We start from the raw sequence: 18,693 nt of genomic DNA, 5'->3' as shown, positions 1-18,693 counted from the left end.
CCATAATCCCCCCCTACTTCGCAATTAAAAAAATAATTAATAATAAGAGGTGTTATATGAATTTGAAATACGCGTTATTGCTATGCACATCGCTCCCTTTTGCCCTGTCTCCTCTCACTCTATACGCCGCAGACACAAGTGGAACCTTGAGTGGCCAAATCGGTGTTCAAGTGACGATTAGCGAAGGGTGTACGGTCGGCAATAATGATTCCAGCGGTTCGGTTAATGAATGGGGGAGTATTGATTTTGGTACCTATGCGGATTTATCAAATATTATCAACGGTAGCGTATTGGGGTCAGATGGTACCGATACTGTAACAGTGACCTGTACCTCTGGATTATCACCAACACTAAAACTGGACGGTGGCGTGAATGAAACCAACTCGTTACGTGCAATGATCTCGGGTAGTACCGTCATCCCTTATCGCCTCTATTCTGATGCCGCTTACAGCAGCGAAGTTGCGGTAGACGGTAGCATAGCCCTTACGGCGGATGGTACTGCGCAGAATATCCCAATTTACGGCCGAATTATCCCTTCAGATCAGGACTCTTCGGCACCGACCGCTGGGACCTACACCGATACGGTGACAGCGACGCTTAGTTGGTAATGTTCCGAGCCCGTGGACTGACAGGAGTTATCCTCTTGCTGGTCGCGATCAGGTTAGGTACCGCCCAGGCGAGTAGCACTACCGATACCTTTACGGTATCGGCGGTGATTACCAGTGGTTGTGCGCTGGGAACGAGTACGACCAGTGAGACGACGGATCTCGGGACACTCAGCTTCGGTACCATGGCTGATCTCGCTAATCACGTCGATGCCACCAGCGCTAGTGGTGCTGGATCGATCGTGGTGACCTGTACACCAGGTACCGCAGTGACCATCTCGTTAGATTACGGCGTGAACGGAGGCAGCGATACGGAGCGCTATCTGTCCAACGGATCGGAATTATTAGGATATCAGCTATATCAGGATGCCGCGCACAGTACGGTTTGGGGAAGTGGTACCTTGGCATACAGTATCAGTGCATTTCCTCAGACCACGCAAACTTATCCCGTCTATGGCCGTCTTTTTTCAAGCAGTACTGTCCCTGCCGCAGGGACTTACACAGACACCGTCACAGTGACCTTGGTTTATTAAATCATGAATATTATAAAAAAATTTACGCTTTCCCTTATTTTATTAGGCTGCTCATTGGTCAGCCACGCCGGTAACGTTTTATTGGTTTGGCCAATCCTACAAGTCATCGAGGCCGACCAGCAAGGTAGTGCACTATGGCTAGAGAATCGTGGCAACAGTGAAGTTCATTTACAAGCACGGATCTTAAGTTGGCAGCAACGCGATGCACATGATCACTATGAAGACCAAACTGATATAGTGGCCAGCCCGCCTTTTGTAGCAATTGCGCCTAAGCAAAAACAACTTATCCGCTTGATAAGAACCGCTCCCGCACCGGCTTCGGGTGAAAAAGCCTACCGGATCATTCTTGATCAACTCCCCCCTAGCGACAATAACGCTGCTAAAGAGAGTGCCGGTTTGCACCTGCAAATGCGCTATGTCCTCCCGCTATTTACTTATGCCCAAGGTATCTGGACGAAACCCCGCCAAGATAAGCCACGGAATAAGGCTAGTGCTACCCAACCCAATTTGACCTGGCAAGTAACGACTCGCCAAGGACAACGTTTTTTGACCCTACGTAACAGCGGTATTGTTCATGCGCGTCTCACGCAAGTCTTTTTTGCACCAACCCCTAAACTCGATCCCTCTGCAGTGGTGGTGAATAAAGGGTTGCTCGGCTATGTACTGGCCGGACAGTCAATGGATTTTCCACTGAATTCAGTGAGCGCGAACCTCACCGGTTTACATCTCTACACGAAACTTGATGATAATGGCCCGATTATAACTGTTGGCGAATGAGCGCAATAAAACAGCATTGTTCCACGGTTAGCGGCCTCGTCATAGTGGCTACCCTCTTGACGGCCCCCCGTTCTGAGGGTGCAGACTACGATGCACTGCCAGCCCCCACAGTGTTAAGGACTAACCTGTCGCACTATTCGCTTTGGTTGTCCTTGGATACCAATGGCCGGAACGATGGTGTTGTGACCCCAGTACAGGTGCGTAACCAGCACTACTATGTGCAGAATAGCGTTTTGAAAAGCCACTTTATTCACACTGGCAGTGATAAGCAGTGGATTGATGTCAATACCCTTCCGCAGGTTACCGTACGCTACGACAGCCTTCATCAGGTATTAGTGTTAAGAGTTCCGGATCATTGGCTGCCGCTGCAAGCCTTTGGGACCAACACGAGTGCCAATCAGGCGATAAGTAGTTCACAGGGTTTATTAGTCAATTACGACGCTTATTCAATCAATACCCGTCATAGCAATAGCTACACCGCCCTATGGCTTGAGCAGCGCTACTTTTCGAATAGGGGTTATTTATCCAATACTGGGACATTCCGAAAAAATTGGCGGGGAGAATCCAGCTCTGAAGGTTACTTACGCTACGACACGACGTGGCGCTATAGTGATATTGATAGAATGGTGAGTTACCAGTTGGGGGATGTGGTCAGTGACTCTTTAAGTTGGAGTAATTCTGTGCGCTTAGGTGGGTTACGGGTTAGCCGAAATTTTTCGATTCGCCCTGACTTGGTGACCTATCCCTTGTTAACTATTAATGGAACGGCCGCTGTACCGAGCAGTGTTGATCTATTCATCAATGGGTACAAGACGAGTAACAATAGCGTGAATGCCGGCCCATGGACCCTGACCAACACTCCTTATATTAATGGCTCTGGTGAGGCGACGGTAGTGACGACTGATGCACTAGGCCGGCAAGTCGAAAGTACTATTCCCTTCTACGTGGCGAATCAGCTATTAAGTCCAGGATTGAGCGATTACGACTTCAGTGCGGGGTCACTCCGTTCCAATTATGGATCACGTAACGCTGACTATAATGCGGGGGCAGTGAGTAGTTTTTATCGCTACGGTTTAACCCATTCTCTTACAATAGCGATGCAAGGTGAGGCACGTCAGGGCTTAGTAAAAGGCGGTGTAGGCCTAGATATTGCGCCATGGCGATTGGGCACGCTCTCACTGAGTGCGAGTCAGTCAGAAGCTCAACAGTCAGGACAGCAATTCACTGTGGGTTACTCGTGGGTCTCATCCTTGTTTAACCTTAATCTAAGCCATACTCAACGCACCCAAGATTACAGCGATCTATCCGTTTACGATAGCTCGGCAACGCTAAGCCGCCATGCTGAACAAGCTACATTAAGTTTTGCTCCATTAGGTCAAAGACTGGGAAGTATTGGCATCGGTTATTTTGATATCACCGCTCACGATAATACCCGCACGCGTTTAGCAAACCTTTCTTGGAGTAAAAGTCTGTGGGGAAATAGTAGCTTGAACCTGTCATTGAACAAGACCTTAGGCGATAGTGGGGTTGCCGGACAATTACAGCTATTGATCCCGCTGGCAAACGATAGCTCTCTCGCCTTTGCTCAACGTAGAGAGACCGATAATCACGCTACCCAAACCCTAACCTATAGCCACTCTACTCCCACAGAAGGCGGGCTTGGATGGAACTTAGCTGCCTCCACCACGTCGCGGGGATATCGGCAGGCGGACTTAGCATGGAAAAATAATTACGCATTACTTAGTGGTGGGGTCTATGGCAGTTCAACGAGTCATAGCCAATGGGCAGAGATGAGTGGCTCGTTAGTGTGGATGGATAATGACCTGTTCGCGAGTAGTAAAATTAACGATGCCTTTATTGTGGTCAGTACCAATGGTTTTAAGGATATCCCGGTAAATTACGAGAACCGTTATCTAGGTAAAACCAATTCGCATGGACATCTATTGGTCCCCTATGTGAGTGCCTGGTACCCGGCTAAACTGAGCATCGACCCACTGACCCTACCCCCGAATATGTTTTTGCCGAGTATTGAACGACATGTGGCGGTAAGAGAGGGAAGTGGCGCACTGGTAACCTTTGCCATGCATAAAACCCATCCGCTGTTATTAACCCTAGTGGATCAACATAATCAGCCTTTACCCCAAGGCATAGCGGTTCAAGAGCTAAACAGTGGCCAAACCGCCATGATTGGTTACGGGGGACAAGCTTGGTTCGATGATCTACCGGTCACTAGCCGAATTACTGTGCTATCACCCGATCACTCTTGTACCACCGTTATCCATAATCATGACCGCGACAACAATTTGCAGGCGGAAAAGATCACCTGCGCCATACAAGTACCTCGCCAGGAGCACACGCCGTGAAATCGTTCATATCGCTAATCTTGTTGTTCGGCCTATTTTGTTGTTCATCAAGCTTTGCTGCCTGCACCGCCAGCTCTAGCAGTACTAGCTTTGGGAGTGTTAGTTCTTTTACTCTGGCAAGTAGCTCACAGCTGGTCGAATCCGGCACTGGGTTTACCTGCAGCGGGAGCCTATTGTCGTTAATCAGTACCAATACGGTCACGGCAACCTTCTCCAGCTCGACTAATGCCTCAGGCACAACGCCACAGTTATATAGCAGCAGTGCTGGCAGTTATATCCCCTATACTCTGTGTGGTGACAGCGCCTGTAGCACAACATACAGTATTGGTAGCAGCAAGACGTGGAGCTCTACCACTTTACTTGGCTTACTCGGACTTTTTAATTCCAGTGATGGCACCCTTCCCCTATATTTAAAAACCAGTAGCGGTGTAAATGTCCCGGCTGGAACCTATACGGATACCCTGACACTGAATTGGAGTTATAAAATCTGTTTTGTTGGTATTTTAGGGGTATGTTCCTACACCACTGGCACCGCGACGACCACTATCGCAGTAACATTAATTGTCACCAACGATTGTGCGATAGATACCGCACCCGATGTCGATTTTGGTAGCGCGGCATTACCAGCGGATTTTGCAGACGTGTCTGCATCGTTAGGAGTGCGCTGTACCAACAATGCTAGTTATAAAGTGAGTTTAGCCAGTAGCAATACAACCAGTGGCAATTGGCGGCAAATGAGTGCCACAACAACCAGCGGAACTTCTTACTTGCAGTATCAATTACAACAGAGCGATGGCACGGTCTGGACAGATACCAATACTTTAAGCCAGGTCGGTACCGGCAGCACGCAAACAATAAATTATACGGCTGTCGTTAATCCTGATCAGAGTAACCAGCCTGCAGGCAGTTATAGCGATACCATTACGGTGACGGTGAGTTATTAGATAAACTGGTTGAGTTTTATAATGTGAGAAGATGTGAGGTGAGTAAGAAGGAGACCACCCTGAGGTGGTCTTGGAGGACTTAGTCTAAACGTGAAATGACTGTAGCCAAAGATTGACGCCATGGCGAGGCTGCCACGAATTCACTGATTTTAGCGAATAAGCAGGACGTTTCGCCGGGGTTAGCCAGGTGGATACCGGCAGCACACAAACAATAAATTATACGGCTATCATTAATTCTGATCAGAGAAACCGACCAGCGGGCAGTTATAGCTATACCTTTAAGGTGACGATGAGTTAATAAATGAATGCCTAGATAATTAATTATTAATACATATTTATAACAAAGAAATCAAGCCCTAAGGGGAGTTACTATTACAAAATATTAAGCTATGAAATATGATGAGATTAGCCATTATTAATTAGGCTTAATAATGGAGCATTAACGTAGTAATTTTAAAACTGATATATTTGACTTAGGTAACTTACAAGAATAAGTTGATAAAAATTTATAATGACTAATGAGGGTGTAGTTTTAAGACATAATTAAATTTATGAGTATTCATTTTAAACTGAAAGAAATTAACGTTCAACCAGTAATGGTGAAATGAATATAATTGATAAAACTACCTATTAATGATCGAGAGGAATAATTCATAACTAAGATCACTTGGAAATTTTCTCGCAAACATAGAGTTACTTGAGGTTATTTTATTATAATCTTTTTCGTTTAGTATCTTAGGGAATTCAGGTCCCGACGACCAATCAATATAACGCAACGCGTTATTGATAGCCTCATCATCATTATAAATATTTATTTTTTTATTTAATTTTAATATTGTATGAAAAAAAACCTCATCAGCACACAATGATCCTTTAAACATATTCAGAAATTGCAGATCACTCTCAATAAATTTCATTATAAAATCAATATTTTCTCTTCTCAAAGTGAACCAATTAGTTCCTTTATAAAAAACAAGACCCTTTTTTTTATATTCTATAAAATCTTTATTAAGGTAAAATATATCTTTAATAAATTTGAAAGACTTCCTCAGAATTCTATTTTTTAATCCCATTTCTCTTTCGAAAAAATAATCTGGATAACGATATTTTATTCTTGAGCAAGGATCAACATAAGTGTTCCTAAAATCCTGGAAGTGTATAAAGTCATATTGAGAATTATCTTTAAGAAATTCATTAATTGATTTATTTCTCATAATTGGTATATCATCTCCAGATATAAGAAAAAAATAATCGTAATCGAATCTCGTAGACTCGTTCATAAGATTTAATGTAGCGTAAATTTGCGAAACCCTGCCCCATTCAACGGATACTCGCTCAGTTATAAAAATAACGTTATCACTTGCAAGAAATTTAAAGTCATCGATATTTGTTTTAGCGTCAACATGAACTAGAATTATATTATCCTCAAAGGAGCGAAGATAATTCACAGTGAAAATTAACGGATTTGTTAATTTATGACACACAATAGAGAAAATTTTTTTCATGATTGTTTCTCAAAAATAAAGGGTTAATAATGAAATATACCTTAGTTATGATTTTGGTTATGGAAACATTAATATTCAATGTATCCACAGCAAGTTCAAAAAACTTATCTATCGATAAAGATCAGAATGGAAATATAATAAACGCTCATGCTGGAGGAATTATATACAAAGATGGAAAATATTATTGGTATGGTGAATATAGAAGCCCAAAAGTTAATAACCATACACAGTGGGATAGTAACCAGAAGGTGAACTTGTATGAATCAACAGATTTAAAGAACTGGAATTATATTGGTGTAATTCTTGATCTTTCACAGGATACACATAACTGGGACCTAGAAAGGCCTAAAATAATTTATAATAAAAAAAATAAAGAATTTGTTATGTGGTTTCATCTTGAACCTAACAGAAAATATACTGAAGGATATGCAGGCGTTGCTGTTTCAAACAACATAGCAGGACCATTTAAATTAATAAAGTATGATAGACCTAACAAAGGAATAGCCCCTATTGAAAATTATCAACCTGATAATAAGAATTGGTTCGTTAAAAAAGCCAATGAAAAATTTTCAACTTACTTTAATAAAGGACAGCAAGTAAGGGATTTAACAACATATGTAGATGATAATGGTAAAGCGTATATAATATACGAAAGCGAAGATGACTACTCATTACAAGTTGTAGAATTAACTGAAGATTATAAAAATTTCACAAAAAAATACTCTCGCATACTCATAGGACAACAAAATGAAGCCCCAGCGATAATAAAGTATAATGGAAAGCTATTCCTGATCACTTCAGGACTGACTGGTTACAAAGCAAACCCACCGAGATTGTACGAATCTAGTGACATATTCGGACCATGGAAGCCTAAAGGCAGCCCTATAATGGTAGATAATAAAAGAGTTAATAAAAATTTATTAGACTCTCAACCAAGTTTTATTTTTAAAAAAAATAATGGTGAATATGTACTTATGATGGACAAATGGGATACGTCAGCAGGTGGTTATTCCAACCTGTGGAAAAGCTCTTACACATGGATAACTTTACAGTTCAATAATAATACACCAACTATCATGGAATAAATAAATTCTAGGCTATAACTATTATATAGCCTAGATTAAACGAATATATCCAATTTACTGGCCTACACCCTGTTTATTTTGCGTCCAATTCCCATCATAATCAACTTGTTGAAGATAAATCCTAAAATCGTCATTAGTATAGAAAAGTAATGTAATTGGAGTTGTATAATACCCTGACCACAATCCTCCCCAAATAATAGCAATCCTTTGTACGTATATATTGAGCACTACTCCAGATATTAAAATATATAAAAACAAAAATAACGTTATTAATCTTTTTCTAAATATTAAATGATAATAACAGGGTAAAATACGTGAAAGCACTATTAGATTACATACTACAAGATATCTTTGTACTGCTGAGAAAGAAATAGAAACTAAAAATATTGCTGGAATAAAAATAGAAATGAAGTCGTCTATTTTTTTATATTCTTTTTTGTTTAATAAAAATAAAAAAAGAACTCCTAACTGTAATAAGTTCCTCAACAAAAATACACCTAACGTATTTAAATTTTGAGATGCATTAGCCCAATCACTTTCAACGTATCCTTCTAATGCATATTGAGCAATACTAAGAAAACTAAATTGGTTAAGAATAAATGGTAAAAAAGTGGCACTGAAAAAATAAGATAATATCGAAAACAATAATATTTGCTTCTTATTGATTTTTATGAATCTACTTAAAATAAAACATAAAAAAACAAAAAGCATTGAGAAGTGAACAGTTAAAGCAATGATTAATGCTAATAGCCCTTTCTTTTTCTTGCCACTGTAATAAGTTGTAATACCATATACGGTCATAGCTATAGCTAAACCAAACCTCAACCCAAGTGAGAAATTTATAATATCAAAAGATGAGAGTATTAAAAGGAAACAAACAACTTTACTTTTACCCGACATTTCGACGCCAGCAATGAAAGAACCATTTCTAAGAGAACAAAGCAACATATAAATCATTGCAGCCCCGTAAATTGCGGGCAGTATAAAGTAAGGTATAGAAAGGCTTTTAAATACTACGATAGATAAATAATAAAATATATCCGGATGCCCGCTAAGAAAATTTAAAACCCCTGCAGCCTGATTGAAACTCTCATAATCTAAATACCTTCGATATGAATCACCATATGGAGGTAACTTGATGAGAAAGCAAAAATAAAAAAAAGAAATCAAAAAAAAAGGAAATCTGTTCATCCCTTTTTTTGATATCGACACAAGTGACAGAAAAAACCCCGCAATAGGAAATATGAATGTTAATAAAAAACTTAAAGGTAAGCATTTACTTATTTTCATTTAATTACCTTTTCTAAAAGAAAAAACTTCTCGAAGACTAGAAAGACCAATATTGACATTTAAAATATTTTTAATAGTTAATAGGTGTAACTTCATAATAATTTTATTTTTGAAGAAATAATTCATTAGCGTCAATGAAATAATCTCGGTAGATACCGTTGCAATTACCGCACCAGTTATACCATAAAGACTTATGAAGAAATAGTTAAAAAACACACTTAACAAGGTTACTATAAGCATTTTTTTTGAAAGATAGGAGTATCCTGAATATTTAGTAATAAATCTTGATGAAATAGTACCTAGTAAACTTACAAATGTAGATATAGATAATATTATGAGAGGGAAAAATGAACCAGAATAATTAATTCCGTATAAAAGTTCAATAAAATACCTCCCCAGAAAAAAAGTGGTAACTATAACAAACGATGAAAAATATGTTATAACTATATTGAGAAAAGCAGCTTTCTTTAGACTCAACTCATCCGATTTCTCATTATAAATACCTGGAAGCGATGACGTAATGAAAGAATTACATACAAATGCCCAAGATCCAGCTAGAGTTACAGCGACAGAAAAAATTCCGACTACATCTTTATCTTCTAAACTCCCCAATATGAGCATTCCTAACCGAGGGTAAATTGCTACTGATAAAGAGGATATGACTAAACTAGAACCACACAGGACGATATATTTTTTATATTTATATGCATTCCTCCTAGAAAGCGATTTAATAGAAAAATTATGTCTATAAAAATAAATACGTATAAAAAAAGGTAACATACTAGTTAATATTATTGGAATACATAGAAGGACAGGCTGTAACTTCATGTATGGGATAAGCCATCGTATTACAAGGCTTACAATCAATCCAATAACATTTATAACTGTATTTTGCTTAGATTGTAGTCTTGCATCATTGAATATTGAAACTACATCTATAGAGAGAAAAAAGCAGGAAACAAAAATTGAAAAAATGAATAAAAAATCGTTAAACTCATATTTTTCATAGAAAAAGTATAATATTGGAAGTGAGACTATTAGGTAAATAAAAATTCTTATACTGAATGTAGCATTAATCAGTAGAATACCCGATAAAATTTTTTTTGAGGTCCTTTTAAAAATTAATACATCGCTACCTAGTTGCGAAAGCACTTGTACTATTTGAAAGATCGAAACTGCGAAAGCAATTTCTCCAAAAATTTTTGGACCTACATATTTTGCAACAAAAGAAGTTACGAATATTAGTCCGAAAATTGATACTACTTTTTCTAACATCATCCAGATAGAATTAGACAAAATCTTGCTGTTCAAATCCCCCTCCAATACTAAATTCTGAAAAGTAATTTATTAAGGGTTTTCATATAGATATATACTATAGTGCATTTCAAAGCTTTCTTATAACTGAAACCCACTATTCTAGGTAATTCGTTATCATTGTAATTATAGGTAGGAGAGCTGTCTAACTCTGAAACATCAACAATATTATATAACATTAGTTTATCATCAGAAGGTTTTGAGAATCCTCTTCGTTTGTACCATTCATCTAAAGAAACAATTTCATGTTTGAAAGCATCACCTGATTCAGTTGTGCTTCTGGTTTGTATTCTTCTTTTAATTTGTTCAAGACTTCTGTATTGGAAATGTTTTAATTTTATTCTTTTATTATCAGCGAATAATAAATTTGAGGGCCAGCCCTCACCTTGCACCCAGCATAAAGTTTTTTTATTTTTTACAAATCTGATTTCTGAATGATTACACTTATACCATTTAAGACTGTCCAGAGTTGTTAAACCAACTTTTGAGGATTTATCATTAATATAATTTTCATTTGTGTAATAGTATTGGAAAGATGCATTGTAGATATGGTCTGTGTGCTTAGATAATTTTTTTATATATTCTTTAGGATTATCGATATAGAACTCATCACCATCAAGGCGGCACCACCAATCATTCTCGTTAGCTAAATGACGGAAGTCTCTATAAAGAATTTGTCTTAATCCTTCATTAAACTTTCCATCATACCGACCCCACAATATAACATTTGGATACTTTTTCTCTAATAATTTTAGTTTTATAAAAGTATCGTCATCGCTATTATTATCAAGAATAATAATTTTATCGGCCCATTGACTTGCTGAAGTGATTGTTTCGGTGATTATATCACCTTCATTCTTAACAACGACTAATGCAATTACTTTGAAATTTTCGGACATATTACAAACCTTACTATTATAATTTAAGTAAAAATCTCCTGACGGAAACAATTAATTTAATTTTCTTTAATTTCTCTTTTACATAAATTTTAAAATTCATACATGTGAAATTATTAATCAAATTTACGAATAACAACTTTTGATTTCGATTCAATAGGTCCTGAATATTCAGATTTCTTAGTTGATTTTTTGTTAACGCCTCTCTATGCTTTTCAATGAAACATTGATATCCCTCATGGGCTTTACTTCCTGTGGTAATTCTAGGTCTTGAGTCATCAACATGAAATATATAAGTTGGAACACTTAATTTATAACATTTCCCAAAATGTTTTATTAATCTAAACCACATATCATAATCTTGCCACGCTGGAAAATTAGTATCAAAACAATTAACTTCCTTCATATAAGAAGTTCTAGTGAATATTTGATTACCAATCAAATTAGCATTTGATAACATTTCAATGGTGATGTAGCCCTCAGATTGATTTCCTTTTTTATACTTTTCACCATCAAAATAAACCCTTCCAGTACAAATGATATCATCCGCTGTTGAGTTAAAATGTTTTATAAATAGTTCTATCCTTTCAGGGGTGAATTCATCATCATCATCTAAACCTGTAATAAACTCACCTTTAGCAATATTGATACATCTATTCCTTGCGTGACACGCCCCTAAAGCTACATCATTTACAACATACTTTATTCTGTCATCAAATTTAATATATGACTCTAAAACTTCTTTAGTATTACCATCAAACCCATCAATGCAAACTATCAATTCTAGGTTTTTATACGACTGACTCAAAACCGAATCTATTGCTTTATTAATTAAAGCCCCGCGCTTATGAGTTGGCATATATACTGTAACTAATGGATTTAAATTATTTTTCATATTTTCCTTTTCTAAAAGACTTCAAAATATGTTGTGCATTTTTCAGTAAAAAAGCCCCCCTACAGGAGAAACTTAATATAATTAGAAAAACTTTTACATTTAATTTCAGCTTCTTGCTTAAAAGTATGTTTTTTATATTAAAATTTTTTTTATCAAGACTTTTCTTGAAAGCTCTAATTATATTATAAGCATTCTCAGGCCTTTGATTCATTATCATACAGGAGGTAACAAAGACACCATGAAAATTATAAGAATCGATATAGTTAAATTTATATTTATTAAAAATTTTATTTCTTATAAGAAATTTTTTCATTCTTTCTAGGATAAGCATCTTGTGAGATATAACTTTATCATTGAATTCTCTCATTATTGAACCCGCTCTGATTCGATAATTATAAAGAGGGTCATCTAAGAAAATAATTTTTTTATTAAAAAACACTTCATACGATATAGCAAAATCTTCAAACAACATACCTTCTGGATATTTTATTTCAATAAAAGAACTTTTTTTATATAATTTACCCCAAGCATTAGGGATAAAATCGATCGCCTCAACTATATTTTCGTATTGTTTATCTATGTCAAAGTTATTAATGGTAGTCTTGATATAATTCCCACTTTCAGAAATTTCATTATAGCCAGTACAACACAGATCAGCGTCACCAATCGAATTATATGTTCTTTTCAAAAAATTAACATCGAGAATATCATCACTGTCTACAAATGTAAAAAACTCTCCTTTAATATAATTCATTCCATAATTTCTGGCTGATGAAAGTCCTCCATTTACTTTCTTAACTATTTTGAAATTATCATTTCTTTGGATCATTCTACTTATTAAGTTTATAGACTGGTCTTGAGAACCATCGTCGACTATGATAACTTCATAGCTATCAAAATCTTGATTAATCAGACTATCAATACAATCTTCAACATAAGACTCAACATTATAAACAGGTACAATTACTGAAACTTTCATTTTATATATTCTTTAATAATTTTCCTGTCTTTATTATATAAAGAAGAAAGAATAAATTTCGGAAGAATTCTGGTAATGGATCGCACAAAGAAAATTAAAATTCCATTTATAAATCCAACAAAATTTAACTCTCTTTTAAGCTTCATTAATTTTATTTCACTGGATAGATACTTCAATCCTCTTCTTTTATCTACCATATTATTTGTACGGGCATGAACTAATGGTTCTTCGATGTTAATAATATGACACCCAATCGATATCATTCTCAACCACAGATTATAATCCTCCATAAATAAATGCTTTTTATAATTACCAGCTTTAAGAACAGATTGTTTTTTGAACATCACTGTCATATGATTTAATGGATTTTTCCATTTGGCAAATAATTTAATCTCTTCATTAGTCAGTGGTAATTTTTTCAAACGTTTATTATCATTTTGATCAAATTCTATGATACTTGCTCCGACCATATCTAAGTCACTATTTTCAAGCATTTTTTTCACTTGATACTCAAATCTATATTTATAACATATATCGTCGGTATCCATTCTTGCTATTAATTCATTACTACAATTTATCAAGCCAATTTTCAACGCATCTCCCAATCCAACATTACTCTCCAACTCAATAATCTTGATATTCAGTATATCTTTAAAATCACTTACTATATCTTTTAGATTTTGATTTATAAACCCATCGTATACCAAGACTACTTCATCAGCTTTCAATGACTGCTGAGCTATACTAGATAAACATTCAAATAAGTTTTTCGGGCTTTCTTTATCGTATAAAGACATTAACACTGATAACATATTTAACCTCCATTTATTTAGAATTTAGAACCAATCCCCATTGTTTGAATATCTCTTCTTTATTAAAAAACTTTGAATTCAATAAGGCTTCTTTGCTAAATTTTTCCCTCAATTCAGAGTCAACTAGTATTCTCTCTAAATTTAATATAAATGATTGGTCATCATGATAATCAATAACTATACCATCTTTATCTATTATTTCATTTGGTCCAGTTTTACAGTCAAAAGCTAATACTGGTAAAGCAAAGTTTTTCGCCTCTATCAGAACCATCGGTAAGCCTTCATATCTAGACGTCATTAATAATAGTGATGATCTCCTATACCATTTTTCTAAATCAGGTGTTGATTCTATTATGTTAATATTATTTGATTTATTTTGCCTTATAGAATCCTCCAAAATTTCTTTTTCTTCACCTGAACCAATTATAACTAATCTCCACCCTATTGTTTTTGCTTCATTCCATAGACGAATCAATCGTTGAAAATTCTTTTGATATGTTAATCTACCTACTGCAATAACTATCTTTTCTTTTTTATAAATATCATTTGATGAAAATGAATAATTTTCGTAAGGTGATGAATTTCTTACAACGGAAACTTTACTCCCTAACATATTTTTTAAATAGCTTTTATCAGACTCTGTTAAAACGACGATATTATCAGATATAAAATAAGCAGGTAACTTGATCATTTTTTTAATCAAACTGAAGGATTCAAATGACACATGATCATTGCAGATTATTTTAGATTTTATCAGAAATATTCTTAGCATAGGTATCAATTGGGCTGATAATTTACCCATAGATAAAACTATAACGTTATCATAATTCTCTTTTTTTATTTTGATACTGAAATTAATTAAATTTATAATCCTGTTATTATATTTTGGGTATATTATCCTTACTTCAGAACTTATAAAATAATATGGAGCACCAGTAGTTAAAGAGTAAATATCAGTTGAAATTTCTTTTTCTGTTAATATATTAGCTAAATTGGAAACTACTCTATCAGTACCACCGCTATTAGAAACCCCGTCGATTACGATACACACTTTCATTTAATAAGCACCGTCTCTATTTAGTACGACTGATATGGTCTTAAATAATATTGCAATATCATTCCACATCGACCAATTTTTAACATACCATGCATCAAAGTATACGCGTGTTTCATAATCGACATCTGAACGACCACTTACCTGCCATAAACCTGTCATACCAGGTTTACTCATTAGGTAGTAATCAACTTGGTCGCGATAACGCTCTAACTCCTCATGGATAATAGGCCTTGGGCCTACTAAACTCATCTCACCTTTTAATACGTTAAAAAGCTGAGGTAGCTCATCCATACTGGTTCTACGTAATAAGTGACCAATTTGAGTGATACGTGGATCATTCTTAAGCTTAAAGGTTTCATCCCACTCAGCTTTTGCTTCGGGGTCTTTAGCTAATAAGTCTGCAAGTAATTCTTTAGAATGCACTGACATTGAACGGAATTTTAAGCACTTAAAAGGTACGCCATTCTTACCGATTCGTTCATGCCCATAAATCGCTGGCCCGCCATCTTTTTTAACTTTACGGCTAATGAATAATAGTACTGGAGATAACAGTGTAATGATCATCAAAGAGGCTAAAATATCAAAACTTCTTTTTATAATTCTTGACGGCCATTTAGCTAAACTTTGATGTACACGAAATATCATAACCTCATGACTAAAAATAAAGGACATATCGGTACTATCTAATGGCATCCCCCGCAGTGTAGGTATCACTGACACATAACGATAACCATTCAACATCAATTGCTGTAGCCATGAATTACGTAATTCACTTTCATCGCTTTCTACCGCAATGATGAATTGCATACGTTTATCTATTTTTTTGGTTAGTTCTTGTGGAAGTTCGTGGCTAACAGCTATTCCATCAATAATGTTAATACTTTCGTTTGGCTTCCCGACAAACTGTATTGTTTTAAACCCTAGGTTTTTTTCACTAGCAATGGCTTTATAAGCTTCTTGGGCATTAGGGCCTGAACCAATAATGATGGTATCTCGTTGCCATTCACCAATCTTATTCAAAATTAATTTTGTAATCGCTCGCATTGTTGGAACTAATAATGCAATCAAGCACCAAGTCATTACCCAAGTAAAACGGGACAGATTCCATTGTGTAAAGGCAATAATCGCTATTTCAAAAATGGCGAATATAACTATGGTTCGTAAAACTTCTTTTAATTCGAACCAAAATGTTTTGCGATAAAAATAATGCCTTAATCGCATACCATACCAGCCGATACAACAAAAAGAAATTAACCAATGAAGATGAAACCAGTTATTGATATTTCCAGATGGGAACGAATCATCAAATATTTTTTCAGCTATAATTAAGCTGATCATCAAACTAAACAGATCAGATAATATTAAGGCGCTGCTGACCAGCAAGTTTCGGGATAAACGTGTCATAGATTTCACACCACAGAAATGTAGCGAACATAGATCGCCCCCGCTCATGCGGGGGGAGGGAGGTTATTTATTATCGTCGTAACTATAGCCATAGTGACTATAACCATAACCATAATAGGAGCTAGCTTTTTTCACCACACCATTAAGAATACAGCCTTTAACTTCAATACCGCTTTGCTCAAAGCGTCTGATACTCACTTCCATTTCTTTAGCGGTATTCTCTTCAAAGCGCGCCACTAATAATGTTGTCCCGACGTAGCGGCCGATAACAGCAGCATCAGTGACCGCTAGAATTGGTGGGGTATCGACCAAAACAATATCGTAGTTCTCACTAGCCCAAGCCAATAACTGCTGGAAACGGTTATGCATCAACAGTTCAGAAGGATTAGGTGGATTTTTACCACGACTGATAAAATCAAACCCTGCCGAAGTTACAGTATGGATACCCTGCTCGACTGAAGATTTTCCTGATAAGATGTCGGATAATCCGCCTTCTAATCCGACCTTCAAAATCTCATGGGTATAGCCCTTACGCATGTCTGCATCGATAAATAGGACTTTCTGATCGCCTTGTGCCAACACTGCCGCAAGGTTACTGGTGATAAATGTCTTACCGGCGTTAGGGCTGGCACCCGAAATCATCAATACATTATTACTCGCTTCCATCATGGCGAAGTGTAAACTGGTGCGTAAACTACGAATTGCTTCAATTGCGAGATCGGCAGGATTATCAATGGCCAGAAAGCTAAGATTCTCTTTCTGCTTATTCTTCCTTGATTTCAAACCTTTTGGTAATTGCTTAGTCATCCATTCGGAAACCGGTACGCTAGCGTACACATTAATTCCCAGCTCTTCTAACTGCTCTGGGGATTCTATGCCTCTACGTAGGAAAACTCGCATCAATACCAAGCCTACTGATATTAAGCCTCCAAGAACCATGCCAATTAGTACAACTAACACTTTTTTAGGCTTTACCGGTTTCGGTGCAGTCACTGCATCATCGATAATTCTTACATTACCGATGGCGCTATTCTTAGCTATGCTAAGCTCTTGTTCTCGATTAAGCAGTTGCATATAAACAGCACGACCGGATTCAACATCTCGGCTTAGTTTAAGCACTTGTTGCTGTGTTGCAGGCATTGCTGAAACTTGTTTATTTAGTTTGCCTTTTTCTTGTTCTAGGGTTTTACGCTTCTGTAACAAGGCAATGTAGGTGGGATGATCCTTAGTATAAAGCTGCGAAACTTCTGCTTCACGAAAGGTTAATTGATTAAGCTGATTATCAACATTAACAATCTGATCCAGCGCCGAACGTGCCTGTAAATTAAGGTCAACCGAATCACTCTGTTTACGATAGGCACTTAATTTATTTTCCGCATCGTCTAACTGGCTGCGTACCTGTGGTAGTTGCTTTTCAAGAAAGTCTAAGCTTTTACTATCTTGCGCCGCTTGGCGCGCAATATTTTGCGCTAAGTAATTCTCGCTGATACTCTGCAATTCGCTTTGTGCTAATATAGGATTTGCATTTGTCAGCGTAAGGTTAAGCATTCCGGTGTCTTTGCCTTGATCTGCTGCAGAGAATATTTGCTGCAGGCTCGTGATTGCATCAAGTCGAGAAACATAGTTAAGCGTGAATTTAGTTTCCGGAGCAGCATCAATCTTATCGATTTGCAGGGATAGTCCCTTCTCTGCTATAGCTTGTCCAACTCTTCCTTTAATCTCGAATCCACCGCCTTCAACCAAATAGTGCTGTTGATCGATTGACGTAACCGTCAATTCTGGAATTTTGCCTTCTTGTTGGGCAACATAAATCCGACTTACTACAAGCTGTCCCTGCTGTTGTCCAGTTAACCGCGCCCAACCACGACCAAATAGTGGAAAATATTTTTGCTGTACCTGTGCTTGTAAGGTCAAATCATCAACAGTTTTTCCTAATATCATCCTTGATTGCAGTAAAGCAATCTCCGGTGCTGAAACGGGTTGGCTATCTGGCAACATTTGGCTTAGGTTGCTTAAAATCGAGTTACCTTGTTTCTGCTCGACCTGAATTAAAGCATCGGCCTGATAGATCGGCGTCGCAAATAGCGCATAGAAGATGGCTAAAAAAGTAAATAAGCCTGTTACCGCAATAATTAATTTTTTATGGTCGAGCAGCTCGCCGATTAAACGTCCTAAATCGATCTCATCGGAGTCTGGATTAGTGGGTTTATTTTGAATCACTGATGACATAACGC

General features: G+C 36.8%; 16 protein-coding genes. 6 read left to right on the top strand and 10 right to left on the bottom strand.

What is annotated here, in order from left to right:
* Nucleotides 1-56: 56 nt before the first annotated feature.
* Genes QJR74_RS03275 through QJR74_RS03255 form a run of 5 tightly spaced genes read left to right on the top strand, consistent with a single transcriptional unit; the run spans nucleotide 57 to nucleotide 5,222 of the window.
* Entirely contained in the window at nucleotides 57-608 is a 552-nt protein-coding gene (locus QJR74_RS03275) for a Csu type fimbrial protein (protein ID WP_304373183.1), read from the top strand.
* The gene (locus QJR74_RS03270) at nucleotides 608-1,138 is read left to right on the top strand and encodes a Csu type fimbrial protein (RefSeq protein WP_441007627.1); all 531 of its coding nucleotides are present in this window, start codon (nucleotides 608-610) and stop codon (nucleotides 1,136-1,138) included. Before QJR74_RS03275 ends, QJR74_RS03270 begins: the two co-directional genes overlap by 1 nt.
* Before the next feature lie 3 nt (nucleotides 1,139-1,141).
* Nucleotides 1,142-1,915 carry a fimbrial biogenesis chaperone gene (locus QJR74_RS03265; protein WP_304373180.1) on the top strand — a complete coding sequence of 258 codons (774 nt, stop codon included), beginning with the start codon at nucleotides 1,142-1,144 and terminating at the stop codon, nucleotides 1,913-1,915.
* Nucleotides 1,912-4,278, top strand: coding sequence for a fimbria/pilus outer membrane usher protein (locus QJR74_RS03260; RefSeq protein WP_304373179.1), 2,367 nt, complete (start codon nucleotides 1,912-1,914; stop codon nucleotides 4,276-4,278). The genes QJR74_RS03265 and QJR74_RS03260 overlap by 4 nt, the downstream gene beginning before the upstream one ends.
* Nucleotides 4,275-5,222: a Csu type fimbrial protein gene (locus tag QJR74_RS03255; RefSeq protein WP_304373178.1), complete on the top strand. Its 948-nt coding sequence runs from the start codon at nucleotides 4,275-4,277 to the stop codon at nucleotides 5,220-5,222. Before QJR74_RS03260 ends, QJR74_RS03255 begins: the two co-directional genes overlap by 4 nt.
* A gap of 623 nt (nucleotides 5,223-5,845) precedes the next feature.
* On the opposite strand, the gene QJR74_RS03250 is transcribed toward QJR74_RS03255, so the two are convergent.
* A complete protein-coding gene (locus tag QJR74_RS03250) occupies nucleotides 5,846-6,727 on the bottom strand; it encodes a beta-1,6-N-acetylglucosaminyltransferase (RefSeq protein WP_304373177.1) in 882 nt (293 codons plus the stop codon).
* Between the two features lie 29 nt (nucleotides 6,728-6,756).
* Between QJR74_RS03250 and QJR74_RS03245 the strand changes: the two genes are divergently transcribed.
* Entirely contained in the window at nucleotides 6,757-7,812 is a 1,056-nt protein-coding gene (locus QJR74_RS03245; protein ID WP_304373176.1) for a glycoside hydrolase family 43 protein, read from the top strand.
* A gap of 54 nt (nucleotides 7,813-7,866) precedes the next feature.
* Here the strand turns inward: QJR74_RS03245 and QJR74_RS03240 are convergent, their stop codons facing one another.
* From QJR74_RS03240 to QJR74_RS03200, 9 genes are all read right to left on the bottom strand, one after another.
* On the bottom strand, nucleotides 7,867-9,102 hold the full coding sequence (locus QJR74_RS03240) for an EpsG family protein (RefSeq protein WP_304373175.1): 1,236 nt from the start codon (nucleotides 9,100-9,102) through the stop codon (nucleotides 7,867-7,869).
* Nucleotides 9,103-10,413, bottom strand: a complete 1,311-nt coding sequence (locus QJR74_RS03235) for an oligosaccharide flippase family protein (RefSeq protein WP_304373174.1) — start codon at nucleotides 10,411-10,413, stop codon at nucleotides 9,103-9,105. It lies immediately after the preceding gene.
* Between the two features lie 14 nt (nucleotides 10,414-10,427).
* Nucleotides 10,428-11,315: a glycosyltransferase family 2 protein gene (locus QJR74_RS03230; protein WP_304373173.1), complete on the bottom strand. Its 888-nt coding sequence runs from the start codon at nucleotides 11,313-11,315 to the stop codon at nucleotides 10,428-10,430.
* A 16-nt stretch (nucleotides 11,316-11,331) separates the two neighbouring features.
* A complete protein-coding gene (locus QJR74_RS03225) occupies nucleotides 11,332-12,207 on the bottom strand; it encodes a glycosyltransferase (RefSeq protein WP_304373172.1) in 876 nt (291 codons plus the stop codon).
* The gene (locus tag QJR74_RS03220) at nucleotides 12,197-13,186 is read right to left on the bottom strand and encodes a glycosyltransferase family 2 protein (protein WP_304373171.1); all 990 of its coding nucleotides are present in this window, start codon (nucleotides 13,184-13,186) and stop codon (nucleotides 12,197-12,199) included. The genes QJR74_RS03225 and QJR74_RS03220 overlap by 11 nt, the downstream gene beginning before the upstream one ends.
* Complete coding sequence (locus tag QJR74_RS03215) at nucleotides 13,183-13,998, bottom strand: glycosyltransferase (RefSeq protein ID WP_304373170.1); 816 nt, start codon at nucleotides 13,996-13,998, stop codon at nucleotides 13,183-13,185. The genes QJR74_RS03220 and QJR74_RS03215 overlap by 4 nt, the downstream gene beginning before the upstream one ends.
* A gap of 13 nt (nucleotides 13,999-14,011) precedes the next feature.
* On the bottom strand, nucleotides 14,012-15,055 hold the full coding sequence (locus QJR74_RS03210; RefSeq protein ID WP_304373169.1) for a glycosyltransferase: 1,044 nt from the start codon (nucleotides 15,053-15,055) through the stop codon (nucleotides 14,012-14,014).
* On the bottom strand, nucleotides 15,056-16,459 hold the full coding sequence (wbaP, locus tag QJR74_RS03205; RefSeq protein ID WP_304373168.1) for an undecaprenyl-phosphate galactose phosphotransferase WbaP: 1,404 nt from the start codon (nucleotides 16,457-16,459) through the stop codon (nucleotides 15,056-15,058).
* 63 nt (nucleotides 16,460-16,522) lie between these two features.
* The gene (locus tag QJR74_RS03200; protein ID WP_304373167.1) at nucleotides 16,523-18,688 is read right to left on the bottom strand and encodes a polysaccharide biosynthesis tyrosine autokinase; all 2,166 of its coding nucleotides are present in this window, start codon (nucleotides 18,686-18,688) and stop codon (nucleotides 16,523-16,525) included.
* Between the last annotated feature and the right edge of the window lie 5 nt (nucleotides 18,689-18,693).

The organism is Tatumella ptyseos (genome assembly GCF_030552895.1).
Lineage (GTDB): Bacteria > Pseudomonadota > Gammaproteobacteria > Enterobacterales > Enterobacteriaceae > Rosenbergiella > Rosenbergiella ptyseos_A.
This window is presented reverse-complemented; position numbering and strand designations above follow the sequence as displayed.